The sequence below is a fragment of the Streptomyces sp. HUAS YS2 genome, from assembly GCF_033343995.1.
Taxonomy (GTDB): domain Bacteria; phylum Actinomycetota; class Actinomycetes; order Streptomycetales; family Streptomycetaceae; genus Streptomyces; species Streptomyces solicathayae.
The window spans coordinates 2,789,439-2,816,394 of sequence record NZ_CP137573.1 but is presented as its reverse complement, the minus strand read 5'-3'; the positions used below and the strand labels follow the sequence as shown (position 1 = coordinate 2,816,394).

Sequence of the window (26,956 nt, the reverse complement as noted above, 5' to 3'; positions counted from 1 at the left end):
TCCGGACGGTGCGGGATTCCCGTAAGGTCGTCTGTTCCGCACCCTCCGCACCGCTCCGTCAGCATCCGCACCTGCAACACGCGCACGCGCACACGCACACCCACCAGGACCGGCGATCCACGTGAGTTCCTCCTCCACCACAAGGCGTACGCCGTACCAGGCACCGGTACGGCCGGGGACTCATGGCGCGTACCGACTGGTGCGGACGGCCCCCGCCGCCGTGCGTCCTCCTCAGCTGGACGCAGCGCAGCGGGGTGTGGTTGAGCACACCGGCGGGCCGCTGCTCGTCCTCGCCGGACCGGGCACCGGGAAGACGACGACGCTGGTCGAGGCGGTCGCGGCGCGCGTGGAGGCGGGGACGGACCCGGAGCGGATCCTCGTCCTCACCTTCAGCCGCAAGGCGGCGGTCGAGCTGCGCGACCGGATGGCGGCGCGGCTGCGCGGCGTACGGGCGCCGCAGGCGACGACCTTCCACTCGTACTGCTACGCGCTGGTCCGCGCCCACCAGGACGCCGACCTGTTCGCCGAGCCGCTGCGGCTGCTCTCCGGCCCCGAGCAGGACGTGGCCGTGCGCGAGCTGCTCGCCGGCCAGCTCGACCTGGAGAAGGAGGGCCTGGCCCGCATCCACTGGCCCGACGAGCTCCGGGCCTGCCTGACCACCCGCGGCTTCGCCGACGAGGTACGTGCCGTCCTCGCGCGCTCCCGCGAGCTGGGGCTCGGGCCGAGGGCGCTGGCGGAGTTCGCGGCGCGGGTGGGGCGGCCGGACTGGAAGGCGGCGGCCGGGTTCCTCGCGGAGTACCTCGACGTGCTCGACATGCAGGGGGTGCTCGACTACGCGGAGCTGGTGCACCGGGCGGTGCTGCTGGCGGAGAGCGTGGCGCTGCCGGAGTACGACGCGGTGTTCGTCGACGAGTACCAGGACACCGACCCGGCGCAGGTCCGGCTGCTGCGGGCGCTCGCGGGCGGAGGCCGGACGCTGGTCGCCTTCGGCGACCCGGACCAGTCGATCTACGCGTTCCGGGGCGCGGACGTGAACGGCATCCTCGACTTCCCGGACACCTTCCGGGGCGCGGACGTCCGCGTCCTGACGACCTCGCGGCGCTCCGGCACCGAGCTGCTGGCGGCGACCCGGCTGCTCACCCGGCGGATGCCGCTGCCCCGGCTGCCCGCCGAGAAGGCGCGGGCGCACCGCGAGCCGGAGGCGGTCCGGGAGGGCGGCCGGGTTGAGGCGTACACGTACCCCACGCCCTCCACTGAGGTCGACAACATCGCCGACCTGCTGCGCCGCGCCCACCTGGAGGACGGCGTCCCCTGGTCCGACATGGCCGTCCTGGTCCGCGCCGCCTCGACGGTCCCGGCCCTCCGCCGCGCCCTCACCGTGGCCGGCGTCCCCCTGGAGACGGACACCGCCGACACCCCCCTCCGCCACGAACCAGCGGTGTCCCCGCTCCTGCTGGCCCTCCGAGCGACGGCAAGCGCGGCGAGCCCGGCCGACGACGCACTCGCCTCCGGCGAGCAGGCGGGCGCCGCGGCCGACGAGCGACCCCCCGGTTCGGGCGAGGCGTCGGGCACCGACGCACCGGCCACGCCGGGCGCGGGCCCGGCCGCCGACACCCTGGGCGGGGCGGTCGACGATGCGCTCGCCTCGGCCGAGGCCGTCGACGTGGGAGCAACGGCCGTGGCGCCCGGCGGTGCTGCAAAGGTCGGGGCCGGTACGGGTCCCGGTTCGGGCGGGGCGTCGGGCACCGACGCGCCGGCTACGCCGGGCGCGGGCCGGGCCGATGGCCCGGACGCGGTGGCCGACGACGCGCTCGCCTCCGGCGAGGCCGTCGGCGCTGGCGTCGCGCCGAGCGCGGGCCCCGCCGCCGACGTCCTCCCCGACGGGGCCTCCGATGTCCCGGCTGCCGCCGCTTCCCCTGCCTCCGGCTCGGGGGTGGACGTCAGCGCGACCGGGACCTGGCTCGACGTCGAGACCGCGCTCGAGCTGCTCGCTTCGCCGCTCGCTGCCATGGACGCCGCCGATCTGCGGCGGCTCGGGCGGGCGTTGCGGGACGAGGAGCGGGCGGCGGGGGCCAAGGTGCCCGCGCCGTCCGACGTGCTGCTCGCGCGGGCGCTCGCCGAGCCGGAGCGGCTCGTCGCGCACGATCCGGCGTACGCGCGGGGTGCGCAGCGCCTCGGAGATCTGCTGCGGCGTACGCGGGAGCTGCTCGCCTCCGGCGGGACCGCCGAGGAGGCGCTCTGGCTGCTCTGGAGCGGCACCCCGTGGCCCGGCCGTCTGGAGCGCGCAGCGCTGCGCGGCGGCGCGGCCGGGCGGAACGCCGACCGCGACCTCGACGCCGTGTGCGCGCTGTTCGAGACCGCCGCCCGCGCCGAGGACCGCGTCGGAGGCCGGGGCGCGCTGAACTTCCTGGAGGAGCTCGACGCCCAGGACATCGCCGCCGACACCCTGACCCGCCGCCAGGCCCGCCCCGACGCCGTCCGCCTGATGACCGCCCACCGGGCGAAGGGCCTCGAATGGGGCCTGGTCGTCGTGGCCGGCGTGCAGGAGGGACTCTGGCCCGACCTGCGCCGCCGCGGCTCCCTCCTCGAAGCCGACCGCATCGGCAACGACGGCATCGCCGAACCCCTCACCCCCGGCGCCCTGCTGGCCGAGGAGCGCCGCCTCTTCTACGTCGCCGCCACCCGCGCCCGACACCGCCTCGTCGTCACCGCCGTCAAGGCACCGGCCGACGACGGCGACCAGCCGTCCCGCTTCCTCGCCGAACTCGGCGTCGAGCCCAAGGACGTCTCCGGCCGCCCCCGCCGGCCCCTTGCCGTCGCCGCGCTCGTCGCGGAACTGCGCGCCACCACCGTCGACCCGGCCGCCTCCGACGCGTTGCGCGCCGCCGCCGCCGAGCGGCTCGCCCGGCTCGCCGCGCTCGCCGACGACGAGGGCCAGCCGCTCGTACCGGCAGCCCACCCGGACCGCTGGTGGGGCCTGTTCGAGCCGACCCACAGCGCCGTCCCGCTCCGTGACCGGGACCGCCCGGTCACGCTCTCCGGCTCCGCGCTGGACCAGCTCGCCCACACCTGCGCCCTGCAGTGGTTCCTGGGCCGCGAGGTCAAGGCCGACGCCCCCGCCACCGCCGCCCAAGGCTTCGGCAACGTCGTCCACGTCCTCGCCGACGAGGTCGCCTCCGGCCGTACGCCCGCCGACCTCGACGTCCTCATGACCCGGCTCGACTCGGTCTGGGACGGACTCGCCTTCGACGCCCCCTGGAAGTCCGACCAGGAGAAGGCGAACGCCCGTACCGCCCTGGAGCGCTTCCTGCGCTGGCACGTCATGGACCGCGGCGGCCGCACGCCCGCCGCGACCGAGCACGACTTCGACGTGACCCTCGAAGCGGGCGCGTACGAGGTCCGGATCCGCGGCTCCATGGACCGCGTCGAGCAGGACGAGCACGGCCGTGCCTACGTCGTCGACTTCAAGACCGGCAAGTCCGCCCCGACGAAGGACGAGGTCGCCCACCACCCCCAGCTCGCCGTCTACCAGCTCGCGGTGCGCGAGGGCGCTGTGGACGAGGTGTTCGGCGGCCGCCGCCCCGAACTCGGCGGCGCCGAACTCGTCCAGCTGCGCCAGCCCGCCGCCAAGAAGGAGGGCGGCGACGCCCTGCCGAAGATCCAGGCGCAGGAACCCCTCGCGGGGGAGTGGGTCGGCGACCTGCTCGCCACCGCCGCCGGCCGCGTCCTGGACGAACGCTTCACCCCCAGCACCGGCCAGCACTGCACGAACTGCTCGTTCCAGGCGTCGTGCAGCGCCCGCCCGGAGGGCCGGCACGTCGTCGAGTGACGGAGGTCACGCCTAAGCGGAAGCAACCATTCAGCCGGGAAGCCGGTCGCACTCCGCGCGTAACCGAACCTGCGAGGAGTACGAACATGGCGTCCACTCGAAAGCTCTGGATCGCGACGACGGTCTGTGCGGCTCTGGCCCTGACCGCGACGGGCTGCTCCAAGGGCGGCGACGGCAAGGCCGAGGCCGGCAAGGACAAGAAGGCGAGCCCGTCCGCCCCCGCCCCCAGCCCGTCCCCGGTCGACCCGTTCGCCGGCCTGGACGCCGACGCCATCGCCGACAAGGCCATCGAGGCCAACAAGGCCGCGTCCTCGATGCACGCGGTCGGCACGATCAAGGCCGACGGCGAGTCCGTGGACATCGACTTCTCCGCCGACACCAAGGGCGCCTGCAACGGCAAGATGACCCTGAACGAAGGCACCGCCGAGCTGCGCAAGGTGCAGCCCAGCATGTACGTCAAGGGCGACGAGAAGTTCTGGACCAACGCGGCCGCCGAGGACGGCACCCCCAGGGCCGAGGCCGTCGCCATGGCCGAGGTCATGAAGGGCCGCTGGATCAAGATGTCCGCCAAGGAGGCCGGCAGCGACTTCGACATGGTCTGCAACAACGAGACCATGATGAAGGAGCTGGACAAGGACAAGTCGGACCGCAAGGGCATGACCCGCGGCGCCGACGCCGACGTCGACGGCGTGCCCGCGGCGACCCTGGTCAAGAGGGACGCCGACGGCGGGACGCTCACCTTCTACGTCGCCAAGGAGGGCAAGCCGTACCTCCTCAAGGCCGAGACCGTGGGCGGGAAGGACGCGGGCCTGATGACGTTCTCCGAGTTCGACAAGCCCGTCGTCGCGACCGCCCCGCCGGCCGACCAGATGCTCGACATGTCGAAGCTGGGCTGAGCTGCGGCGCACGCCCGCGAAGTCGCGGGCGTGCGCCGACTGGGTGACCCTGGTGGACGGAGAGAACGTGCTCGGGGAAGCAGCGAGGAGGGCCGCATGGCGTCCCATCGGAGGCTCCGGAGCGTGACGACCGCCGTGTGCGCGGCCGCACTGGCCGCGGGCGTGACCGGATGCTCCCAGTTCGACCAGAACATCCCCGACCTGGGCACGGGCACCGGCGGTCAGCAGGGTGTACGGCCCGCCGTCGCGGCCCCGTCGCCGTCTCCGTCGCCCGACCCGTTCAAGGGGATGAGCGCCGACGCGATCGCCGACAAGGCTGTCGCCGCGACCACCTCCGCGAAGTCGCTCCGTATGACCGGCCGGGTCGTCTCCGAGGGGCAGCCGCTCGCCATCGACTTCTCCGTCAACGACAAGTCCGAGTGCACCGGCACCCTCAAGGTGCAGGGCGGTCTGGCGCAGCTGCGCCAGACCGACAACGTCGCGTACATGAAGGGCGACGAGAGGTTCTGGCGCACCTCGATGACCTCCCAGGGCCTGCCGGAGCCCCAGATCGACGCCACCGTCGAACTGCTCAAGGGCCGCTGGGTGAAGATCGCCGCCGGGCAGCAGGGCAGCACGGAACTCGCCGGGGTCTGCGACCTCAAGAGCCTGCTCGCCGACCTGAAGACGGACAAGGACGCGCGTACCGGACTGACCCGGGGCAAGGACTCCCGGGTCGGCGCGGTGCCCACCGCCACCCTCGTCAAGAAGAAGGCCGACGGAGAGCGGACCACCGTCTCCGTCGCGCAGCGGGGCAAGCCGTACATCCTCCGGATCGTGAAGACCGGGGGCGACGAGCCGGGCGCGATCAGGCTCTCCGCGTTCGACAAGCCCGTGAAGGTGGTCACACCGCCGGCGGACGAGACCGTCGACCTGAGCAGGCTGGAGCAGGGCACCGGCGCCTGATCCGCCCCGCCGGGGCGTCCGGCCCGTCCGGTGGAGCGGGCCGGGACTGTCGGCCCGCCCCGTTAGCCTCTCTGGGGTGACCGCACGCCTCACCGACCCCGAGCAGCTCAAGGAGCTGCTCGGCATCCCGTTCACGCCGGAGCAGACGGCCTGCATCGTCGCGCCCCCGGCGCCGCAGGTCATCGTGGCCGGCGCGGGCTCGGGCAAGACGACGGTGATGGCCGCCCGGGTGGTCTGGCTGGTCGGCACCGGGCAGGTCGCGCCCGAGCAGGTCCTCGGCCTCACCTTCACCAACAAGGCCGCCGGCGAGCTCGCCGAGCGCGTCCGCACCGCGCTCGTACGGGCCGGGGTCACCGACCCCGACGTCATCGACCCTGACAACCCCCCGGGTGAGCCGCGCATCTCCACGTACCACGCCTTCGCCGGGCAGCTCCTCACCGACCACGGTCTGCGCATCGGCCTGGAGCCCACTGCCCGGCTGCTCGCCGACGCCACCCGCTACCAGCTCGCCGCCCGCGTGCTGCGCGAGGCACCGGGCCCGTACCCCGCGCTCACCAAATCGTTCCCGACGCTCGTCGGCGACCTGCTCGCGCTCGACGCCGAACTGGCCGAGCATCTGGTGCGGCCCGCCGAACTCCGCGCGTACGACGGCGAGCTGCTGCGCGCCCTGGAGTCCGCCAGGCTCAGCAACGCCGACCTGCGCAAGGTCCCCGAGGCCGCCGCGGCCCGCCGCGAACTGCTCGACCTCGTCGTCCGCTACCGCGCCGCCAAGCGCTCCCGCGACCTGCTCGACTTCGGCGACCAGATCGCCCTCTCCGCCGAACTGGCCACCACCCGCCCCGAGGTCGGGACGCTGCTGCGGGACGAGTTCCGGGTCGTCCTGCTCGACGAGTACCAGGACACCTCCGTCGCCCAACGGCTGCTCCTGTCCGGCCTGTTCGGCGGCGGCACCGGCCACGCGGTGACCGCCGTCGGCGACCCCTGCCAGGCGATCTACGGCTGGCGCGGCGCGTCCGTGGCCAACCTGGACGACTTCCCTGAGCACTTCCCGTACGCGGACGGCACACCCGCCACCCGCTACTCGCTGAGCGAGAACCGGCGCAGCGGCGGCCGGCTCCTCGACCTCGCCAACGGGCTCGCCGAGCCGCTGCGGGCCATGCACGAGGGCGTCGAGGCGCTGCGGCCCGCGCCGGGCGCAGAGCGGGACGGGACGGTCCGGATCGCCCTGCTCCCCACGCACGCGGAGGAGCTCGACTGGCTGGCCGACTCGATCGCCCACCTCGTCCGCACCGGCCGCGAGCCCGGCGAGATCGCCGTGCTGTGCCGGACCGCGACCGACTTCCCGGCGATCCAGGCGGCCCTGGTCGCCCGGGACGTCCCCGTCGAGGTCGTCGGCCTGTCCGGGCTGCTGCACCTGCCCGAGGTCGCCGACCTGGTCGCGGTCTGCGAGGTCCTCCAGGACCCGGGCGCCAACGCCTCCCTGGTCCGGCTGCTCACCGGCCCGCGCTGGCGCATCGGCCCGCGCGACCTCGCCCTGCTCGGCCGCCGCGCCCGGCTGCTCGTCCACCGCGCCGACGGCGGCTCCGACGACGCGGACGAGCGGCTCGCGGCGGCGGTCGAGGGCGTCGACCCGGCCGAGGTGATCTCCCTCGCGGACGCGCTCGACACCTTCCTCGACTCCGGCGGCGAGGACGACGGACTGCCGTTCTCGGCGGAGGCGCGGGTCCGGTTCGCCCGCCTCGCGGCCGAACTGCGCGGGCTGCGCACGGCCCTCGCGGACCCGCTGATGGACGTCCTGCACCGGGTGCTCGCCACGACCGGACTGGAGGTCGAGCTGTCGGCGTCCCCGCACGCCCTGGCCGCCCGCCGCCGCGAGACCCTTTCCAACTTCCTCGACGTCGCGGCCGGTTTCGCCTCGCTCGACGGCGAGGCGACGCTGCTGGCCTTCCTCGGCTTCCTGCGCACCGCCGCCCAGTACGAGAAGGGCCTGGACAACGCGCTGCCCGGCGGCGAGAACACCGTCAAGGTGCTGACCGCGCACAAGTCCAAGGGCCTGGAGTGGGACGTGGTCGCCGTGCCCGGCCTGGTCACCTCGCAGTTCCCGAGCGCCAGGGCGCGCGAGTCCTGGACCGCGCAGGCGCAGGTGCTGCCGCACGCCCTGCGCGGCGACGCGGCGACCCTGCCGGCGATCGACGACTGGTCGGCGGCCTCGCTCAAGACCTTCAAGGAGGAGATGCGGGAGCACCAGCACACGGAGGAGCTGCGCCTCGGGTACGTGACGTTCACCCGGCCGCGCTCGCTGCTGCTCGGCTCCGCGCACTGGTGGGGCCCGTCCCAGAAGCGGCCGCGTGGCCCGTCGGCGTTCCTGCACGCGCTGTACGAGCACTGCGCGGCGGGCCACGGCGAGATCGAGGCCTGGGCGGACGAGCCGGAGAAGGACGCGGAGAACCCCACCCTCCAGGACGACCTGGCCGACCAGGCCTGGCCCCTGCCCCTGGACGAGACGAGCCTGAAGCGCCGAAGGGAAGCAGCGCGGCGCGTCATGGACGCGTTGTGGGCGCAGCCCGCGAACGCGCTGTCCGCGCAGGTCTCCGAGCACGCTCCCGAGCCGGAGGACGAGGAGCCCCCGTACGACCCGTACTGGGACGACGAGCCCCCGCCGGAGGAGCCTGCGCCGGAGGAGGAGCCTCCGCTGGAGGACATCCCTGCCCCGAGGGCGCCGCAGCACCAGGCCGAGGCGCCCCGCCTCACTCCGGAGGAGACCCGCACCATCGCCTCCTGGGACCGTGACCTCACCGTCCTCGCCGAAGAGCTCCGCCGCAGCCGCTCCCGCACCCGCGACGTCCTGCTCCCCACCTACCTGACGACCTCCCAGGTCATGCGCCTCGCCGCCGACCCCGACGGCTTCGCGCAGGACCTCGCGCGGCCCATGCCCAGGCCGCCGCAGCCCGCCGCCCGGCGCGGCACACGGTTCCACGCCTGGGTGGAGGCGCAGTTCGAGGAGCTGCCGCTGCCCATGCTCGGGCCGGACGAGCTGCCCGGCGGCGAGGAGTTCGCCGACGAACCCGAGATCGTCGACGAGCGCGACCTCGCCGCGCTCAAGGACGCCTTCGTCCTCACCCCGTACGCCCACCGGACCCCGTACCGCGTCGAGGCCCCGGTCCAGCTGTCCCTGGCGGGCCGGGTCGTACGCGGCAGGATCGACGCCGTGTACCGGGACGAGACGACCGGCGCGTACGAGATCGTCGACTGGAAGACCAGCCGGCTGCACGCCGCCGACCCGCTCCAGCTCGCGATCTACCGGCTCGCCTGGGCCGAGCAGCACGGCCTCGACCCCGACGAGGTGGCCGCCGCGTTCGTCTACGTGCGCACCGGCGAGGTCGCCCGCCCCGAGCGGCTGCCCGGCCGCGCCGAGCTGGAGGAGCTGCTCCGTGGTTCCGGCGGCGGGGCCACCCCGGAGAGACCCGCTCCGGGCGCCGGATAGGCTCAGAAGCATGAGCGAGACCCCGGACAGCGCCGTCCAGACAGTACGTACGTACATCGAGCAGCACCGCGCCGCCTTCCTCGACGACCTCGTCGACTGGCTGCGCATCCCGTCGGTGTCGGCGCAGCCCGACCACGCCCCCGACGTGCGGCGCAGCGCCGAGTGGCTGTCCACCGCGCTGACCAGGACGGGGTTCAGGACGGTCGAGGTCTGGGAGACGGCCGGCGCCCCGGCGGTCTTCGCCGAGTGGCCGTCCGACGACCCGGACGCGCCGACCGTGCTGGTTTACGGTCACCACGACGTCCAGCCCGCCGCCCGTGAGGACGGCTGGCACACCGACCCGTTCGAGCCGACGGTCGTCGACGGCCGGATGTACGCGCGCGGCGCCGCCGACGACAAGGGCCAGGTGTTCTTCCACACCCTCGGCGTCCGCGCGCACCTCGCCGCCACCGGCCGCACCGCCCCCGCGGTCAACCTCAAGCTGCTGATCGAGGGCGAGGAGGAGTCCGGCTCCCCGCACTTCCGCGAGCTCGTCGAGGCGCACGCGGACCGGCTCGCCGCCGACGCCGTGATCGTCTCCGACACCGGCATGTGGTCCGAGGACACCCCGACCGTCTGCACCGGCATGCGCGGCGTCGCCGACTGCGAGATCGAGCTGTACGGCCCCGACCAGGACATCCACTCCGGTTCCTTCGGCGGCGCGGTGCCGAACCCGGCCACCGTCGCCGGCCGGATCGTCGCGGCCCTGCACGACGCGGACGAGCGGGTCGCGATCCCCGGCTTCTACGACGGGGTCGCCGAGCTGTCCGACGCCGAGCGCGAGCTGATCGCCGAGCTGCCCTTCGACGAGGCCGCCTGGCTGCGCACCGCCAAGTCGCACGGCGCCCGCGGCGAAGCCGGCTTCTCCACCCTGGAGCGGGTCTGGGCCCGGCCGACCGCCGAGGTCAACGGCATCGGCGGCGGCTACCAGGGCCCCGGCGGCAAGACGATCATCCCCTCCGCGGCGATGCTGAAGCTCTCCTTCCGGCTGGTCGCGGGCCAGGACCCGGCCGTGATCGAGCGGGCGGTCCGGGACTGGCTGGCCGGGCTCGTGCCCGCCGGCATCCGGTACGAGATCGACTTCGGGGCGCCGACCCGGCCGTGCCTGACCCCGCTCGACCACCCGGCGCTGCAGTCCGTCGCGCGGGCCATGAGCACCGCCTTCGACGGCGCGAAGATCCGTTTCACCCGCGAGGGCGGTTCGGGCCCGGCCGCCGACCTCCAGGACGTCCTGGCCGCGCCCGTACTCTTCCTCGGCATCTCCGTCCCGTCCGACGGCTGGCACGCGCCCAACGAGAAGGTCGAGCTGGACCTGCTCCTCAAGGGCGTCGAGACGACCGCACACCTGTGGGGCGACCTCGCGGCCTCCCTCCGCGGAGACGCATCGTCCCGCTGAGACCCGTAGTCCCGCAGAACCCACCCATCCGATCCGGGGGAGTTGGAAGCACCTGTGAGCATCCTGAGTAACGCGGCCGGAGACCGTCCCATCGGTCTGACCGCCCCGAGCGGGATCGACCGCGCCGCCCACCACCGCCTCGACGAGGCATGGCTGGCGGCGGCCTGGAGCCACCCGACGACGCGGGTCTTCGTCGTGTCCGGCGGTCAGGTGCTGATCGACGACACTCCGGACGGCCGCACCGAACTCGTCATGACCCCGGCCTTCGAGGCCCCGGTCACCGAGACGCACCGCTACTTCCTGGGCACGGACACCGACGGCGTCAGCTACTTCGCGCTCCAGAAGGACTCGCTGCCGGGCCGCATCGACCAGTCCGCCCGCCCCGCCGGGCTGCGCGAGGCCGGGCTGCTTCTGTCGCCGCGCGACGCCGGTCTGATGGTGCACGCGGTGGCACTGGAGAACTGGCAGCGGCTGCACCGCTTCTGCTCCCGCTGCGGCGAGCGCACCGTCATCGCCGCCGCGGGTCATGTCCGCCGCTGCCAGGCCTGCGGCGCGGAGCACTACCCGCGCACCGACCCGGCCGTGATCATGCTGGTCACGGACGAGGAGGACCGGGCGCTGCTCGGCCGCCAGGTGCACTGGCCCGAGGGCCGCTTCTCGACGCTGGCCGGCTTCGTCGAGCCCGGCGAGTCGATCGAGCAGGCGGTGGTCCGCGAGGTCTTCGAGGAGGCGGGCGTCACGATCGGCGAGGTCGAGTACGTGGCCAGCCAGCCGTGGCCGTTCCCGTCCAGCCTGATGCTCGGCTTCATGGCGCGGGCGACCTCGTCGGAGATCAACGTGGACGGCGAGGAGATCCACGAGGCCCGCTGGTTCTCCCGCGAGGAGCTCACCGCGGCGTTCGCGTCGGGCGAGGTGCTGGCCCCGTACGGCATCTCGATCGCCTCCCGCCTGATCGAGCTCTGGTACGGCAAGCCCCTCCCGAAGCCGGGCGACGCGGCCTGAGAACACGGCCGACCCCCGGCCCGAGAACGCGCGCGACCCCCGGCCGGAGCCGGGGGTCGTCGCCGATCGTGGCCGAAATCAGACGCCGAGCGCCTGCTTCACCTGCGCGAGGCTCGGGTTCGTCATGACGACCTCGTCGCCGCCGGCGGTGGGCAGCACGCGGACGGTCGGGACGGTCTGGTTGCCCCCGTTGGCCTTCTCGACGAACGCGGCCGACTCCGGGTCCTGCTCGATGTTGATCTCCGTGTACGCGATGCCCTCGCGGTCCAGCTGGCCCTTCAGCCGGCGGCAGTAGCCGCACCACTCGGTGCTGTACATCGTCACAGTGCCCTGCATGGCCTGGCGCTCCTCTGTTCGCTGGTGGGTGCCGAAGGTAAGCAACGTACGGCCGCCCGCCACCATTCCCGACTGCCCCGTTCGCCGCCCCGCAGTCCTCCGTGTTCGTACGACTACCGCCCGCCGCCTGTGGACAACGCCCCGCGTTCCGGCCCCGGAACCTGGCAGCATGGCGGGGTGACAGCAGCAACGCACTCCACTCTCTTCCCGCAGGTGCCGGAGACGGCCGACGCGGTGCTCGACGGCCTGGACCCCGAGCAGCGCGAGGTCGCCCTGGCCCTGCACGGCCCGGTGTGCGTCCTCGCCGGAGCCGGTACGGGCAAGACGCGCGCGATCACGCACCGGATCGCGTACGGGGTGCGGGCGGGCATGCTCCAGCCCGCGAGTGTGCTGGCCGTCACCTTCACCAACCGGGCCGCCGGCGAGATGCGCGGCCGGCTCCGCCAGCTCGGCGCGGGCGGCGTCCAGGCCCGTACGTTCCACTCGGCGGCGCTGCGGCAGCTCCAGTACTTCTGGCCGAAAGCCGTCGGTGGCGAGCTGCCCCGGCTGCTCGACCGGAAGGTCCAGCTGGTTGCCGAGGCGGGGGCGCGCTGCCGCGTCCGCCTCGACCGGAACGAGTTGCGTGATGTCACGAGCGAGATCGAGTGGGCCAAGGTCACGCAGACGGTCCCTGCCGACTACCCGGCCGCCGTCGCCAAGTCGGTCCGCGACGCACCCCGCGACCCGGCCGAGATCGGCCAGATCTACGCGATGTACGAGCAGCTCAAGCGCGACCGCTCGGTGATCGACTTCGAGGACGTGCTGTTGCTCACCGTCGGCATCCTCCAGGACCGGCACGACATCGCCGACCAGATCCGCAGCCAGTACCACCACTTCGTGGTGGACGAGTACCAGGACGTCTCCCCGCTCCAGCAGCGCCTGCTCGACCTGTGGCTCGGCGAGCGGGACAACCTCTGCGTCGTCGGCGACGCGAGCCAGACGATCTACTCCTTCACCGGCGCCACCCCCGAGCACCTGCTGAACTTCCGCGCCCGGCACCCCGGAGCCACCGTGGTGAAGCTGGTCCGCGACTACCGCTCCACCCCCCAGGTCGTGCACCTCGCGAACGGGCTGCTGAGCCAGGCCCGCGGCCGGGCCGCCGAGCACCGGCTCGAGCTGATCTCGCAGCGCGACCCCGGCCCCGAGCCGGTCCACACCGAGTACGCCGACGAGCCCGCCGAGGCGGAGGGCACCGCCCGCCGCATCCGCGACCTGATCGCCGCCGGCGTCCCGGCCGGCGAGATCGCCGTGCTCTACCGGGTCAACGCCCAGTCCGAGGTCTACGAGCAGGCCCTGGCCGACGCCGGGGTGCCGTACCAGCTGCGCGGAGCGGAGCGGTTCTTCGAGCGCCAGGAGGTGCGCGAGGCCGGCATCGCGCTGCGCGGCGCGGCCCGCGCCGGCGCCAACGACTCGCTGCTCGACGACGCGGAGGACCTGCCCGCGCAGGTCCGCGCGGTGCTCTCGACCAAGGGCTGGACGACCCAGCCGCCGGCCGGCTCGGGCGCGGCCCGTGACCGCTGGGAGTCGCTCGCCGCCCTGGTCCGGCTCGCCGAGGACTTCGCCCGCGCCACGCCGCAGGCCACCCTGTCCGCGCTGGTCGCCGAACTCGACGAGCGGGCCGCCGCCCAGCACGCCCCGACCGTCCAGGGCGTCACGCTCGCCTCGCTGCACGCGGCCAAGGGCCTGGAGTGGGACGCCGTCTTCCTGGTCGGCCTCACCGAGGGCATGATGCCGATCACGTACGCCAAGACGGACGAGCAGATCGAGGAGGAGCGACGGCTCCTCTACGTGGGCGTCACCCGGGCCCGGCTGCATCTGTCGCTCTCCTGGTCGCTGTCCCGCTCCCCGGGCGGGCGCGCCTCCCGTCGACCCACCCGGTTCCTCACCGGCCTGCGGCCCGGCTCGGGGTCGCGCGCCGCGGGCCGCGGCGGGGCCGGTGGCATCGAACGGGGCGGCGCGAGCGGCTTCGGCGGGACGGGCGGCAGCGGTGGGAGCCGGGGCGCCCGGCGCGGCGCGCGCGGCCCGGCGCGGTGCCGGGTCTGCGGCGCCACCCTCACCGAGGCCGGCGAGATGAAGCTGATGCGCTGTGAGGACTGCCCCTCGGACATGGACGAGGCGCTGTACGAGCGGTTGCGCGACTGGCGCGCGGAGCAGGCGCGGAAGCTGGGCCAGCCGGCGTACTGCGTCTTCACCGACAAGACGCTGATGGCGATCGCCGAGCGGGTGCCCGCCGCCGACGGCGAGCTGGTCGGCATCTCCGGCGTCGGGGCCCGCAAGCTGACCCGGTTCGGGGCTGACGTCCTCGCCATCTGCGCCGGTCAGGAGCCTGGAGGAGACGACGAGGAGGTCTGACGAAAACTCGTCGAAAAAATAGTTTGCGCCCGCCCCGTCAAGCCCCATAGGTTCTTAACCACGGAAACAGCAGCTTCTCCGAAGCGCTGTCTCCGTGCTGTACTTATCCGAATACGCGTGGGACCGGCTCACCCCGATCCCCCAGAGACGCCGAGAGGAGGCGATTCCAGTGATCAGCAACATCGACAGCATCATCGTCAGCACCGCCAAAATGACCGATCGCTCGGTCGTCTCCGCCTGCTCGCTCGGCCTCTCCGGCTCGGCGTTCCTCGGCAGCGGTCTGCCCGCCACCGGTCTGTTCGGTGCCGCGGCTGCCCGTCCGGCGACCCTCCCGACGGCTCTCCCCGTCGAGCGGCGCAATGAGCGACCGACCAAGGCACTGGAAGCAGGCGTAGCAGGCAAGGCCAAGGGAATGGCCTATGGCTTCGCGGCAGCCGGTGCCGGCAAGCAGCAGACGACGATGCACCACCACACGATGTGGGCCTTCCGTGGGCTCGAACCCTGGAGTGATCCAGCCTGATCCATGATCAGGCCGGCGCCTTCAGGGCCGCGGAACCCCACCCGGGATCCGCGGCCCTTCTGTTTGTCTCCGAACGGGGACGACGGAGCGAAGGGGCCTCGGGACAAGAACGACCCGGTACCAGCCGAAACCCCGGCCAACAGGCCGGAACGAACAGACGAGGAAGAACACCCGTGCAACTCGAAGCGCACGCCCCGTCCGTACCGCCTTCCGAAACGATCCCCCCGCCCGGCCTCACGGAGGACTCCGCCTTGACCCCCCTCACCACGCTCACCGCGCTCGACGACGCCATCGAGAACCTCGGTGTGCCCGTCCCGTGCCGCTCCTACGACCCGGAGGTCTTCTTCGCCGAGTCCCCCGCGGACGTCGAGTACGCCAAGTCCCTGTGCCGGACCTGTCCGCTGATGGCGGCCTGCCTGGCGGGCGCCAAGGAGCGGCGCGAGCCGTGGGGCGTCTGGGGCGGCGAGCTGTTCGTCCAGGGTGTCGTCGTCGCCCGCAAGCGGCCCCGTGGTCGCCCGCGCAAGAACCCGGTCGCGGCATGAACGCCCGCGGAACCATCGACCGACCCCTCACGCACGATCCCCAGAAGCTGGCCCCGATGACCTCTTCCACCAGCGAGCCCGCCGGCTCCGCCACCCCCGACGTTTCCACCATCGGCGCGAACGCCTCGCGTCAGAACAGGACCCGTGAGATGCAACTCATCCCAGAAGCCCTGGCCCGTGCCCATATGCACGACCGCATGCGGGAAGCCGACGCGGAACGCCAGGCCGCGCGCCTGGTCGCCGCCCGGCGCATGCAGCGGCGTGCCGAGCGCGTGTCCCTGCGCGCCCGCCGTGCCCTGGCCATGGCCGTCATGCACTGAGGCGCCGACGCGCGCCCGAGCGATCCGCGGGGGTCGGTCCGAACGGACCGGCCCCCGCGCCGCGTTGCACGCGGCCCCCGCACCCCGCCGGGGTTATCGTCTGCAGAGTGCGGAACAGCGATTCCGGGCGGGAACCCCGGACCCCCGAGGAGAGCTTCGTGTGCGCCCGCTGCGGCGCGGTGGCCGAGAGCCTGCCCGTGACCTGGACCTGCTCCGTGGAGAACGGCCGGCGGATCTACTTCTGCGACACCTGCGCCCGGGAGAACATCAGGTCGATCGAGGGACGCCTCGACTCGTCCTGGTGGTGACCCGCGCGGCCCCGGCCCCGGCGCTCACTCCGCCTCGACGAAGCCGGGCAGCCACTCCTCCAGTTCCTCGCGCAGCCGGACCGACGCGTTCAGCTGGCACAGCACCCCGATCGTGCTCAGCGTCACCCGGTGTATCAGCAGGTACGACGGAGGCAGATTGAGCTGCTTGCCCAACTGGTGCGCGGGGGAGCGGGGATCGGCGATCCGGGCGGCCTGGGTGCGGATCCAGTCCCGGGTGAAGCCGAAGGTCTCCACCTCCGCCGGCTCGATGATCGGCAGCAGGTAGTCGAGCACCCCGTCCGGATCGAGCGCCACCGTCTCCTTGACGAAGCCCTCCCGGCACAGCAGCTCGTAGACCGTCTCGGCGTCGCCCTCCAGCGTCATCCGCAGACAGACGCCGATCGTCTCCGGCAGCCCGCCCGGCAGCCGGTCCACCGTGCCGAAGTCCAGCACGCCCAGCCGCCAGGTCTCCGGACCGCCGTCCTCGTCCTCGCCCGGCAGCAGCCGGAAGTTCCCCGGGTGCGGATCCGCGTGCAGCAGCCCCGTCCGCCCCGGGCCGGAGAACAGGAACCGGGCCAGCAGCTGACCCGCCCGGTCCCGCTGCTCCTGCGTGCCGTCCGAGATCACCTCCGACAGCGGGATCCCGTCGATCCACTCCGTCACCAGGACCTGGTCCGACTGGTGGACCACGTTCGGCACCAGCACGTCCGGATCGCCCGCGAACTCCTCCGCGTGCGCCCGCTGGGACTCCGCCTCCAGCGCGTAGTCCAGCTCCTCCGAGACCCGGTCCCGCAGCTCCGTGATCAGCGGCTTGATGTCCATCCCCGGGATCAGCGGACCGAGCAGCCGGGCGAACCGGCTCAGCTGCGTCAGGTCCGACAGCAGCGCCTCGCCCGCCCCCGGGTACTGCACCTTCACCGCGACCTCGCGGCCGTCGTGCCACACCGCCCGGTGCACCTGCCCGATCGACGCCGCCGCGGCCGGCTTGTCCTCGAACTCCAGGAACAGCTCCCGCCATTCCTCGCCGAGCCGCTCCTCCAGCACCGCGTGCACCGTCCGCGTCGGCATCGGCGGCGCCGCCTCCTGAAGTCGGGTGAGCGCCGCCCGGTACGGGCCCGCCACCTCCTCCGGCAGGGCGGACTCGAAGACGGACAGCGCCTGCCCGAACTTCATGGCCCCGCCCTTGAGCTCACCGAGGACCTTGAACAGCTGCTCCGCCGTGCGCTGTTGCAGCTCCCGGGCGACGATCTCGGCCGACTTCCCGCCGATCCGTCTGCCCAGGCCCCACGTCGCCCGGCCGGCGATGCCCAGTGGCAGCGCGGCCAACTTCGCGGTCCGGGTGACCGCCTTCCGGGGAAGATCAGACATACGCCCCTCCAAATCCCAGACTGCCGGGCCGTGGGTGGCCGTTACCCCGCCATTGTGTCGTGCGCCCTCCGAAGCCCGGAGCGGCGCTCCCCTTCTCTGTTACCTGCCGCGCCGCACGGACAGCCCGAGTACGGCGCGAACCGCTCGGCACGCCACTCCAGCAGCGGCAGCGACACCTCCCATCGCGCCCCGGTGCTCGCCGGCAGCTCCCCGTCCAGGAACGCCAGCGCGTGCGCCGCGGCCAGCCCCGCCACCGTCGCCGCGAGCCCCGTGTCGCAGGCCGGCACCGGGTCCGGCGCGCCGGAGCGCCATTGCGCCAGCATCCTCGGCCACACCGGCTCCCGGTCGGTCCGCTCCCGCTGCAGGCACTCGGCGCACGCCGTCCCGCCCGGCAGCACCAGCGGCCCGACCACCCCGGTCGCCTCCACCACTCCCGCGTACAGGTGCGGGACGCCCGCCGCGATCCACGGCTGGGCCGGCACCGGATCGGGGACGTACGCCGCCAATCCGTCCCGCGGCGCCACCACCACGAGCGACAACGCCGGTTCGCCGCCGCCCGCCCCCGGGGAACCCCGCACCGCCCGAGGCGCCCGGCCGCCCGGCGCCGACCGCCCCACCAGCCGCCCCGCGGCGGCGGCCCGGCGCTCGCCCACCGCCTCGGCGGGCAGCCCGCCCGGCGTCACCTCCCACGGCTGCACAGATCCCGAGTCCAGCACCTCCACCCGGCCGACCCCGGAGGCCGAGAGCAGCGCCGCGACCGCCGCGCCGACCCTGCCCGCGCCCCGGACCTGCACGCGCGCCGAACGGCGGGCGGTCAGCCGGCGCAGCGCGCCGTCCGGCTCCGGCTCGACCACCGACAGCGACGCCAGATCGGCACGGAGCGGATCCAGTGCGCCCTCCGCGTGCCGGGACGCACCGGCCGTCCGGGGACGCGCCGCGGACGCGTCGGAGATCAGCCCCGCCTCCGCGAGCCGCGCCAGCAGCCGGTCCAGCCTGTCGTCCGGCAGTCCCAGCGCCCGCGCCTCCGCGCGCAGCAGCTCCGTCCCGCGCGTCCCGTCCATGCGCCCGATCAGACTGCCCGTCGTCGTGTCCACCGGACCCACCACCACCGCATGCGCGGAAGTGGCCCCGAACTGCACGGACTGGAGATTCCGCCAGGCACGCCGCAGTGCCGGTTTCACCATCGGATGCATATCCGCCCCCGTTCCACCCGTGATCCCACGGGCGCGATGCTCGTCGTCCCGTGATGAGAATGCCCGTCCGCGTGACCGGACCTGCGAAGTCGTCCACAGGGAAGGGGGATTAGTACTTCAAATGGTGCACGGCGTGGGTGGATCATGCGAGAACCGCTGCGGAGGCGGGACTTCCCGTGCTGACAGCGGGTAACGTCGGGCCCGTGCCCGCCGACCCACAGCGCAGCGTGATCAGCGAACCGCCCCGCGGCTCCGGGACGAGTGCGGTCGAGGTCCGCAGGAGCTCCCGGCGGAACAGGACCGTCTCCGCCTATCGCGAGGGCGACCGGACCATCGTCCTCATCCCCGCCCGGATGTCGGAGGCGGAGGAGCAACGGTGGGTCACCGTCATGCTCGACAAACTCGCCGCGCAGGAGAGCCGGAAACTCCTCGGCGACGCCGAACTGGCAGAGCGTGCCGAGCGGTTGTCCGCCCAGTGCTTCGGCGGCCGGGCCCGCCCCACATCGGTGCGCTGGGTCACCAACCAGAACACCCGCTGGGGCTCCTGCACCCCCGCCGAGGGCAGCATCCGACTCTCCCACCGGCTCCAGGGCATGCCCGAGTACGTCGTCGACTACGTGCTCGTGCACGAACTCGCCCATCTCCTGGTGCCCGGTCACGGACCGCGGTTCTGGCGCCTTCTCGAGGCGTACCCGAAGACCGAGCGGGCGCGCGGCTACCTCGAAGGCGTGGTCGCCGCGGAGCGGCTGCCGCATCTGCCCGCCGCACGCGAGGAGTGACGGCGCGGGAGCCCGAAGTCCGGTGCCGCGAGTTCATCACCGGATCACCGCAAGATCACCGCACTCGTCAATCCTGTACCGAATCCGTCCCGGCTTGGCTCAAAGGCGTACGCAGCGGTTAGCCTGGCGCGACGCATTCACATTTCGGGATGGGGGACGGTCGTTACGCATGGCCAGGGAATTCCAACGCGGCCACAAGGCCAAGATCAGTGATCTGACACCGGGGACCGATCTGTACGTGGGTGTGCAGATCGCCGCGCCCGGGCTGACCTTCGACATCAGCTGCTTCGGCCTCGATGCCGACGAACAGCTTTCGGACGACCGGTACTTCATCTTCTTCAACCAGCCCAAGTCGCCCGAGGAGTCCATCCAACTGCTCGGCGCGCAGTCCGGCGACACCGAGTCCTTCCGCGTCACGCTGGACCGCATTCCGGCGAACATCCACAAACTGTCCTTCACCGCGACCCTCGACGGCGCCGGCCAGATGAGCCAGATCGGCCCCGGCTACATCCGGATCGTCGCGGGCGGCGAAGAGGTCGTCCGGTACGCCTTCACCGGCGCGGAGTTCTCCACCGAGCGCGCCGTGATGCTGGGCGACTTCTACCTGAAGGACGTCTGGCGGTTCGCCGCCGTCGGCCAGGGCTTCGACGGCGGACTCGACGCCCTCCTGAAGAACTTCGGCGGCGAGGTCGCCGAGGAGCAGCCCGCCGCGCAGCAGGCTCCGGCCGCCACCCCCGGCTTCGCCCCGCCCCCGCAGGGCGCCGCGCCGCCCGCGTTCGGCGCTCCCGCGGCCCCGCCCGCGCCCACCGCGCCCCAGGTCCCGCAGCCCGCGCCGGGCTTCGGAGCCCCGGCCGCGCCGCCGGCGCCCGCGGCTCCGCAGCCGCCGGCCCAGCCGGTGTACGCGCAGCCGACCATCGCCGCCCCGCTCGCCCCGCCGGCTCCGGCCGCGCCGTCCCCGTACGGCCAGCCTCCGCAGCCGTACGGCCAGGTCCCGGGGCAGATTCCCGGCCAGGTCCCGGGCCAGGCCCCGTACGGTCAGCCGCCGGCCGGCATGCCGCAGCCCGGCATGCCCCAGCCCGGCATGCCCCAGCCCGGCATGCCCCAGCCCGGCATGCCCCAGCCCGGCATGGGGGTTCCGCAGGGTGTCCCGGCGGCCTCCGGACCCGGTCTCGCCGCCGCGCTCGCCCCGTACCGGGAGACCGCCACCGGCACCCGCTGGACGCCGCAGAACCAGCAGCTCATGCGGGTCGACCTCGCCATGGGCGGCGTCCCGGTGCTCGCCCGCCAGGGCAGCATGGTCATGTACCAGGGCAAGGTCGACTTCAGCCACAAGGGCGCCGGTTTCGCCGGCCGGATCGTCGGCAACGCCACCGGCCAGGAGATGCAGTTGATGCGCTGCACCGGCCGCGGCCAGGTCTTCCTCGCCGAGGACGCCGCGCACCTGCACTCCATCGAGCTGCAGGGCGACGGCATCTGCGTCTCCGCCGAGAACGTCCTCGCGTTCGACGAGTCCCTGCAGCACGAGGTCCGCCGCATCGAAGGCCACGGCATCCCCGGCGGGGCCCTGTTCACCATGCAGTTCACGGGTACCGGCACGGTCGTCGTGAAGACCCACGGCATCCCCGTCGTCCTGCCGGTCACGCCGACCACCTTCGCCGACTGCAACGCGGTCGTCGCCTGGTCGTCCGCGGCCCAGGTGATCCTCTCCAGCCAGGTCCGGCTGCGCCGCAACGCGTACCCGGGACACAGCGGCGAGACGGTGAACCTCCAGTTCCGGGGTGCGCCCGGCAACTTCATCGTCGTCCAGCCGTACGAGGTCTGAGGGAGCCCGAACCATGAACCAGCAACTCGCGGGCTACGCCCCGACCCCCATTGCGGCCCGGATGGAGAACCACGGCCGCACCATGCTCAAGGTCGCCATGGCCTCCGGCCAGGACCTGTACGCCCGGACCGGCTCGATGGTGGCCTACGAGGGCTTCATCACCTACGAGCCCAACCCGCCCGCCGTCCGCCAGGTCGCCCAGCAGTGGGCCACCGGCGAGGGCGCGCCCGTCATGAAGTGCTCCGGCGACGGACTGCTCTACCTCGCCGACTACGGCGCGGACGTCGTCGTGATCAACCTTCAGAACGACTCGCTGTCCGTCAACGGCTCCAACGTCCTCGCCTTCGACGCCCACCTCCAGTGGGGCGTCGAGCGGGTCAAGGGCCTGGCCAAGTTCGCCGGACAGGGCCTGTTCAACGTCGAGATCGCCGGTACCGGCTGGGTCGCCCTGACCTCGCGCGGCACCCCGATCGTCGTCGACTGCGGCCGCGGCGAGGACGAGACGTACGTCGACCCGGACGCGCTCGTCGCCTGGTCGCCGGCGCTCAAGGTCAAGGGCAAGCGCAGCTTCAAGGCCTCCTCCCTCATCGGGCGGGGCAGCGGCGAGGCGTACCAGATGGCGTTCTCCGGCCAGGGGATCGTCGTCGTGCAGCCGAGCGAGGACAGCACCGACCGCCTGCGGATCCGGGGCTGAGGGGGAGCGAGAACACACCATGCAGAGCGCGCTTTTCAACCACGGCGAGCAGCAGAGCCAGGACCGGTACGTCATGCAGAACCCGCAGCTGCTGCGGGTCGCCCTGACCGGTCAGGACGACGTCCTGGCCCGCAAGGGCGCCATGGTCGCGTACCAGGGCCTGATCGACTTCGACGGCGAGTACCAGACGTCCTCGCAGCGCCGGGCCCGTGCCCGCACGGGTGAGGGACTCGACCTCATGCGGTGCTCCGGCCAGGGCACGGTCTACTTCGCCAACCTCGCCCAGCACGTCCACGTCGTGGAGGTCGAGCAGGAGGGCATGACCGTCGACAGCGCCTATGTGCTGGCACTGGACTCCACCCTGCACACCGAGGTCATCGCCGTGGACAGCCAGTACGGCATCTCCGGCTCCGGCAAGTACCAGCTCAACATCTCCGGCCGCGGCAAGGTCGCCCTGATGACCTCCGGTCAGCCGCTGATGATGCAGGTCACGCCGGACAAGTACGTCAACGTCGACGCGGACGCGATCGTCGCCTGGTCCACCGGGCTGCGGGTGCAGATGCAGGCGCAGACGGTCAACAGCAGCGTCATGCGCCGCCGCGGCAACACCGGCGAGGGCTGGGAACTCAGCTTCCTCGGACAGGGCTTCGCCCTCGTCCAGCCCAGCGAGGTGATGCCGCCGCAGAACGCCGCCATCGGGCAGGGCATCGCCGCCCAGTTCGGCGCCGGCCAGCACGGCTCGCACGCCCAGAACCAGAACAACGCCTGGAACTGAGTGCCGTAGCAGGACACGAATCACAGAAGTAAGGGGCGGTCGCCACGGCGACCGCCCCTTACCCGCTCCTAGGCCAGCCGGGCGAGCGTGCCCTCCGTCAGCCGGACCACGGACGTGTCCGCCACGCCCGCGACCTCGTCGTACGCGAACCAGCGCAGGTCCAGCGACTCCTCGCTGATCTCCGCCACCGCGCCGGCCGGGGCCAGCGCCGCGTACTGCACGTCCAGGTGCCAGTGGCAGGGCGGCGGGATCGGGTGCCGGTCGAGCCGCACCGGCCCGCCCGGCAGCAGCGTCAGACCGGCGATGCCGGACTCCTCCGTCGCCTCGCGCAGCGCCGCGTCGGCCACCGTCGCGTCACCCGGCTCGCAGTGACCGCCCATCTGCAGCCACATGCCCAGCTTCTTGTGCAGCGTCAGCAGCACCCGGCCCCGAGACGGGTCGATCACCAGCGCGCTGCTGGTGAGGTGACCGGCCGAGCAGGGCTTGTACATGCCGTCGGGGTGGGCCGCCAGATGGTCGAGATAGACCTCGCGCAGCTGCTGCTGGTCCCCGTCCGGCTCGTACGTCTTCAGTACGAGGACCGCGTCGTCGTGCAGAGTCACTTGCCCTGGTCGTCCTTGCCCTCGTCGCCCTTGCCCTCGTCCTCGGGGCGGCCCCCGGCGGCCTCGCCGAGCATCTTGTCCAGCTCCGAGAAGTCGAGGTGCTCGCGGTGCACGAAGCCGTCCGGGTCGTCCAGGTCGGACGCCGTCGGCAGCATGTCCGGGTGGCTCCACAGCTCGTCACGGCCGTCCACGCCGCGCGCGTCGGTCAGCGAGGCCCACAGCCGCGAGGCGTCCCGCAGCCGGCGCGGACGCAGCTCCAGGCCGATCAGCGTGGCGAAGGTCTGCTCGGCGGGCCCGCCGGAGGCCCGGCGCCGGCGCAGCGTCTCGCGCAGCGCGTCCGCCGAGGTCAGCCGCGACTTCGCGGCCTCGTGCACCACCGCGTCCACCCAGCCCTCGACCAGCGCGAGCGCCGTCTCGAGCCGGGCCAGGGCGGCCTTCTGCTCCGGGGTGTCCTCCGGCTGGAACATGCCCTGCTGCAGCGCCTCCTGGAGCTGCTCGGGGTGCGTCGGGTCCAGGTTGCCGACCGCGTCCTCCAGCTTGGAGGTGTCGACCTTGATCCCGCGGGCATAGCCCTCGACCGCGCCGAACAGGTGCGAACGCAGCCACGGCACGTGCGCGAAGAGCCGCTGGTGGGCGGCCTCGCGCAGGGCCAGGTACAGCCGCACCTCGTCCATCGGGATGCTGAGGTCCTTGCCGAGCGCCTCGACGTTCAGCGGCAGCAGCGCCGCCTTGCCGGCCGGGCCGAGCGGCAGGCCGATGTCCGTCGAGCCGACGACCTCGCCGGCCAGCGCGCCGACGGCCTGCCCGATCTGCTGGCCGAACATGGCGCCGCCCATGGAGCGCATCATGCCGATCAGCGGGCCGGCCATGGCCTGCATCTCCTCGGGCAGCACGTCGCCCATGGCCGTGCCGACCCGCTCCGCGACCGGGTCGACCAGCTGCTGCCAGGCCGGCAGCGTCGCCTCGACCCACTCGGCGCGGCTCCACGCCACGGCGGTGTTCGACCCGGACGGCAGCGAGGTCACCTGGTCCAGCCACAGGTCGGCCAGGCGCACGGCCTCCTCGACGGCGGACTTCTCCGCCGGGCCGACGCTGGCGTCCTTGGTGCCGTCCGCGGTGCCCTGCGAGACCACCTGGCGGGCGATCTGCTTGGCCATGTCCCAGTTCACGGGACCGCCCTCGTAGCTCAGCATCTGGCCGAGCTGCTGGAAGGCGGCTCCGAGGTCGTTGGGGTTCATGGAGCCGAACATCGCGGCGAACGGGTTGTCCCCGCCGCCCGGCACGCCGAAGCCGAAGGGGTTGCCAGCACCCTGACCACCTCCGGCGGGGTCCTTCTTCTTGCCCTCGTCGCCGTTCTCCGGCTCCTCCGGCGGAAGGCCGAATCCGAATGGGGTGTCACTCACGGGTTTCCTCGGCTCGTAGGGCCGCCGGCACTCCGCCGGCGGCGACTGCCCGACAACACCACCAAGCCTAGACATCGAGGCCGGATAAGGCCTCAGTGCTTCGCCGTCTCGCGGCCTGCGGCAGGATGGACGCCACCTGGTACGTACGCGTCATTCGCGTACGTACTGAAGACAACCGCTGGAGACGCCCGGTGAGTTCCCCAGATCCTCAGGTTCGCGGAGCGCGAAACCCCTCAACCCGGTCCGCCGCGCGCGGGCCCGTCGTCGCGGTCACCGGCGCCGCGACCGGCGTCGGCGACCTGCTGACCAGGCGCCTTGTGGCCTCGGAGGAGGTCAGGCAGGTCATCGCGATCGACGAGCGCCGGGGCGAGGTGCCCGAGGCGCAGTGGCACATCCTCGACGTGCGTGACCCGGCCATCGCCGAGAAGCTGCGCGGGGCCGACGTCGTCGTGCACCTCGCCCTCGACCTCGACCTGGAGTCGGACTCCGCCGCCCGGACGGCGTACAACGTGCGCGGGGCGCAGACGGTGCTCACCGCGGCAGCAGCCGCGGGCGTCCGGCGTGTCGTGCTGTGCACCTCCGCCATGGTCTACGGAGCGCTGCCGGACAACGACATCCCGCTCTCCGAGGACGCCGAGCTGCGGGCCACCGCCGAGGCCACCGGCGTCGGCGACCTGCTGGAGATCGAGCGCCTGGGCCGCCGGGCTCCCCGCGCCCACCCCGGGCTCAACGTCACCGTCGTCCGCCCCGCCGTCCTGGTCGGCGGCACCGACACGGCCCTGACCCGCTACTTCGAGTCACCGCGCCTGCTCGTCGTCGCCGGATCGCGCCCCACCTGGCAGTTCTGCCATGTCGAGGACCTGGTCAGCGCGCTGGAGTACGCCGCCCTGGAGAAGGTCGACGGCGAGCTGGCGGTCGGCTGCGAGGGCTGGCTGGAGCAGGAGGAGGTCGAGGAGCTCAGCGGCATCCGGCGCATGGAGCTGCCCTCCGCGGTCGCCCTCGGCGCGGCGGCCCGGCTGCACCGGATCGGGCTGACCCCGTCACCGGCCGGTGACCTCGCTTACACGATGCACCCCTGGGTGGTCAGCGTCGGCCGGCTGCACGACGCGGGGTGGCGGCCGCGCTGGACCAACGAGGAGGTGCTCTCCGCGCTTCTGGAGGAGGCCGAGGGCCGGCACACGGTCGCGGGCCGCAGGCTCGGCCGCAAGGACGCCACGGCGGCCGGTGCGGCAGGTGCGACGGTGGCGCTGCTGGGCACGGCGGCGCTGGTCCGCCAGATGCGCAAGCGGCGCGGCCTGTAGGACCCTCCTACGGTCGGGCCGGTCCACCGGTCGAAAACGCTATTCCGGGATGTCCGTGCGGTGCGGCACCATGGCCTCATGGCACGTACCCACAGTGATCACCCCGGCGAGCAGGCCGCGGCCGACCCGATCAGGCTGCTGGCGATCCGTGAGACCCCGCTCTCCGTCGACGAGGTCTTCCGGGCCGTCGGCGACGACGCGGCCGGCGGCACGACCCTGTTCGTCGGCACGGTGCGCAACCACGACGGCGGGGCGGACGTCGCCGCCCTCGGGTACTCCTGCCACCCGTCCGCGGAGGCCGAGCTGCGCCGTGTCGCGGAGAAGGTCGTGGCGAACTATCCGGTCCGCGCGCTGGCCGCCGTCCACCGTGTGGGCGATCTGGAGATCGGCGACATCGCGGTCGTCGTCGCGGTCTCCTGCCCGCACCGCGGGGAGGCCTTCGAGGCCTGCCGCAAGCTGATCGACGACCTCAAGCACGAGGTCCCGATCTGGAAACACCAGCAGTTCTCGGACGGCACCGAGGAGTGGGTAGGGGCCTGCTGACGCAGGGTGACCGCCCTGTCGGGCGCTCTACCCGTTCGCCCGTGATGTCCAGCGACGCGCCGACGACCTGTAGTCGTACGCCCCGATTTGCGTAACCGCCCCCCTGGCAGCAGCGTTGAAGCAGCGGATGGCTACTCTGCTCAAAGATCATCTGCTCTAACCATCAGTTGCGGTTGCTCATTGGGGATGGGAGGTCGGGATGGCAGCGCTTGCCTGGTTGCTGATTCCGCTTTTCGCAGTTGTCGGCGCGGCGATATGGGCCGGCTGGGCGTCGAGGAACCGCACGATCGGCGACGTCGCCGAGCTTGCGGGTTACGCGCGGTTCCGGGACGCCATGGAGCGGTCGCACGGCGGCGAGGATTCCGGTACGGAGCGTCGCGAGCCGGCTACCGCCTCCCAGGCCTCGCTCGCGCAGCGTGCGCAGTAGCCAATACTCCGGTCGGCCGACCTTTCGGCCTCCTCGTACGG

The 26,956-nt window shown here is 73.0% G+C and carries 23 protein-coding genes; 18 read left to right on the top strand and 5 right to left on the bottom strand.

Features of this window, described 5'->3' with window-relative positions; genetic code table 11:
• Positions 1–121 precede the first annotated feature (121 nt).
• The 6 genes from R2D22_RS12630 to nudC all read left to right on the top strand — a co-directional run bounded on the left by R2D22_RS12630 (position 122) and on the right by nudC (position 11,591).
• Positions 122–3,829 carry a UvrD-helicase domain-containing protein gene (locus R2D22_RS12630; protein WP_318103199.1) on the top strand — a complete coding sequence of 1,236 codons (3,708 nt, stop codon included), beginning with the start codon at positions 122–124 and terminating at the stop codon, positions 3,827–3,829.
• An 86-nt stretch (positions 3,830–3,915) separates the two neighbouring features.
• The gene (locus R2D22_RS12625; RefSeq protein WP_318103197.1) at positions 3,916–4,725 is read left to right on the top strand and encodes a hypothetical protein; all 810 of its coding nucleotides are present in this window, start codon (positions 3,916–3,918) and stop codon (positions 4,723–4,725) included.
• 123 nt (positions 4,726–4,848) lie between these two features.
• Entirely contained in the window at positions 4,849–5,670 is an 822-nt protein-coding gene (locus R2D22_RS12620) for a hypothetical protein (RefSeq protein ID WP_318103195.1), read from the top strand.
• Positions 5,671–5,746: 76 nt separating this feature from the next.
• Positions 5,747–9,154: an ATP-dependent DNA helicase gene (locus R2D22_RS12615; protein WP_318103193.1), complete on the top strand. Its 3,408-nt coding sequence runs from the start codon at positions 5,747–5,749 to the stop codon at positions 9,152–9,154.
• A gap of 10 nt (positions 9,155–9,164) precedes the next feature.
• A complete protein-coding gene (locus tag R2D22_RS12610) occupies positions 9,165–10,589 on the top strand; it encodes a dipeptidase (protein ID WP_318103191.1) in 1,425 nt (474 codons plus the stop codon).
• Between the two features lie 54 nt (positions 10,590–10,643).
• Positions 10,644–11,591 carry an NAD(+) diphosphatase gene (gene nudC / locus R2D22_RS12605; RefSeq protein WP_318103189.1) on the top strand — a complete coding sequence of 316 codons (948 nt, stop codon included), beginning with the start codon at positions 10,644–10,646 and terminating at the stop codon, positions 11,589–11,591.
• A gap of 78 nt (positions 11,592–11,669) precedes the next feature.
• On the opposite strand, the gene R2D22_RS12600 is transcribed toward nudC, so the two are convergent.
• Positions 11,670–11,927, bottom strand: a complete 258-nt coding sequence (locus tag R2D22_RS12600; protein WP_318103188.1) for a mycoredoxin — start codon at positions 11,925–11,927, stop codon at positions 11,670–11,672.
• A 177-nt stretch (positions 11,928–12,104) separates the two neighbouring features.
• Here R2D22_RS12600 and R2D22_RS12595 point away from each other — a divergent pair, with 177 nt between their 5' ends.
• The 5 genes from R2D22_RS12595 (at position 12,105) to R2D22_RS12575 (ending at position 16,008) form a co-directional block, all read left to right on the top strand.
• A complete protein-coding gene (locus R2D22_RS12595; protein ID WP_318103187.1) occupies positions 12,105–14,318 on the top strand; it encodes an ATP-dependent DNA helicase UvrD2 in 2,214 nt (737 codons plus the stop codon).
• 211 nt (positions 14,319–14,529) lie between these two features.
• On the top strand, positions 14,530–14,838 hold the full coding sequence (locus R2D22_RS12590) for a hypothetical protein (protein ID WP_318109739.1): 309 nt from the start codon (positions 14,530–14,532) through the stop codon (positions 14,836–14,838).
• A gap of 173 nt (positions 14,839–15,011) precedes the next feature.
• A complete protein-coding gene (locus R2D22_RS12585; protein ID WP_318103186.1) occupies positions 15,012–15,380 on the top strand; it encodes a WhiB family transcriptional regulator in 369 nt (122 codons plus the stop codon).
• Positions 15,377–15,700, top strand: a complete 324-nt coding sequence (locus R2D22_RS12580; RefSeq protein ID WP_318103185.1) for a hypothetical protein — start codon at positions 15,377–15,379, stop codon at positions 15,698–15,700. Before R2D22_RS12585 ends, R2D22_RS12580 begins: the two co-directional genes overlap by 4 nt.
• A gap of 107 nt (positions 15,701–15,807) precedes the next feature.
• Entirely contained in the window at positions 15,808–16,008 is a 201-nt protein-coding gene (locus R2D22_RS12575; RefSeq protein WP_318103184.1) for a hypothetical protein, read from the top strand.
• Positions 16,009–16,032: 24 nt separating this feature from the next.
• Here R2D22_RS12575 and R2D22_RS12570 read toward each other — a convergent pair whose 3' ends face one another.
• Together R2D22_RS12570 and R2D22_RS12565 are read right to left on the bottom strand one after the other, a co-directional pair.
• Positions 16,033–17,376 carry an ABC1 kinase family protein gene (locus R2D22_RS12570; protein WP_318103183.1) on the bottom strand — a complete coding sequence of 448 codons (1,344 nt, stop codon included), beginning with the start codon at positions 17,374–17,376 and terminating at the stop codon, positions 16,033–16,035.
• 41 nt (positions 17,377–17,417) lie between these two features.
• Complete coding sequence (locus R2D22_RS12565) at positions 17,418–18,569, bottom strand: TOMM precursor leader peptide-binding protein (RefSeq protein ID WP_318103182.1); 1,152 nt, start codon at positions 18,567–18,569, stop codon at positions 17,418–17,420.
• 203 nt (positions 18,570–18,772) lie between these two features.
• On the opposite strand from R2D22_RS12565, the gene R2D22_RS12560 reads away from it, so the two are divergent.
• From R2D22_RS12560 to R2D22_RS12545, 4 genes are all read left to right on the top strand, one after another.
• Complete coding sequence (locus R2D22_RS12560) at positions 18,773–19,348, top strand: M48 metallopeptidase family protein (RefSeq protein WP_318103181.1); 576 nt, start codon at positions 18,773–18,775, stop codon at positions 19,346–19,348.
• A gap of 169 nt (positions 19,349–19,517) precedes the next feature.
• Positions 19,518–21,170 (top strand): TerD family protein, encoded by a 1,653-nt coding sequence (locus tag R2D22_RS12555; RefSeq protein WP_318103180.1) that lies wholly within the window; start codon positions 19,518–19,520, stop codon positions 21,168–21,170.
• A gap of 13 nt (positions 21,171–21,183) precedes the next feature.
• Positions 21,184–21,864, top strand: a complete 681-nt coding sequence (locus R2D22_RS12550) for an AIM24 family protein (protein ID WP_318103179.1) — start codon at positions 21,184–21,186, stop codon at positions 21,862–21,864.
• 19 nt (positions 21,865–21,883) lie between these two features.
• Positions 21,884–22,639, top strand: a complete 756-nt coding sequence (locus R2D22_RS12545; protein WP_318103178.1) for an AIM24 family protein — start codon at positions 21,884–21,886, stop codon at positions 22,637–22,639.
• 68 nt (positions 22,640–22,707) lie between these two features.
• Here the strand turns inward: R2D22_RS12545 and R2D22_RS12540 are convergent, their stop codons facing one another.
• Both R2D22_RS12540 and R2D22_RS12535 read right to left on the bottom strand, forming a co-directional pair.
• Positions 22,708–23,241, bottom strand: coding sequence for an NUDIX hydrolase (locus R2D22_RS12540; protein ID WP_318103177.1), 534 nt, complete (start codon positions 23,239–23,241; stop codon positions 22,708–22,710).
• The gene (locus R2D22_RS12535; protein WP_318103176.1) at positions 23,238–24,644 is read right to left on the bottom strand and encodes a zinc-dependent metalloprotease; all 1,407 of its coding nucleotides are present in this window, start codon (positions 24,642–24,644) and stop codon (positions 23,238–23,240) included. Before R2D22_RS12535 ends, R2D22_RS12540 begins: the two co-directional genes overlap by 4 nt.
• Before the next feature lie 191 nt (positions 24,645–24,835).
• On the opposite strand from R2D22_RS12535, the gene R2D22_RS12530 reads away from it, so the two are divergent.
• The 3 genes from R2D22_RS12530 (at position 24,836) to R2D22_RS12520 (ending at position 26,915) form a co-directional block, all read left to right on the top strand.
• Positions 24,836–25,945: an SDR family oxidoreductase gene (locus R2D22_RS12530; protein WP_318103175.1), complete on the top strand. Its 1,110-nt coding sequence runs from the start codon at positions 24,836–24,838 to the stop codon at positions 25,943–25,945.
• Between the two features lie 78 nt (positions 25,946–26,023).
• On the top strand, positions 26,024–26,488 hold the full coding sequence (locus R2D22_RS12525; RefSeq protein ID WP_318103174.1) for a molybdenum cofactor biosynthesis protein MoaE: 465 nt from the start codon (positions 26,024–26,026) through the stop codon (positions 26,486–26,488).
• A gap of 199 nt (positions 26,489–26,687) precedes the next feature.
• The gene (locus R2D22_RS12520) at positions 26,688–26,915 is read left to right on the top strand and encodes a hypothetical protein (RefSeq protein ID WP_318103173.1); all 228 of its coding nucleotides are present in this window, start codon (positions 26,688–26,690) and stop codon (positions 26,913–26,915) included.
• The last annotated feature ends 41 nt before the right edge of the window (positions 26,916–26,956 follow it).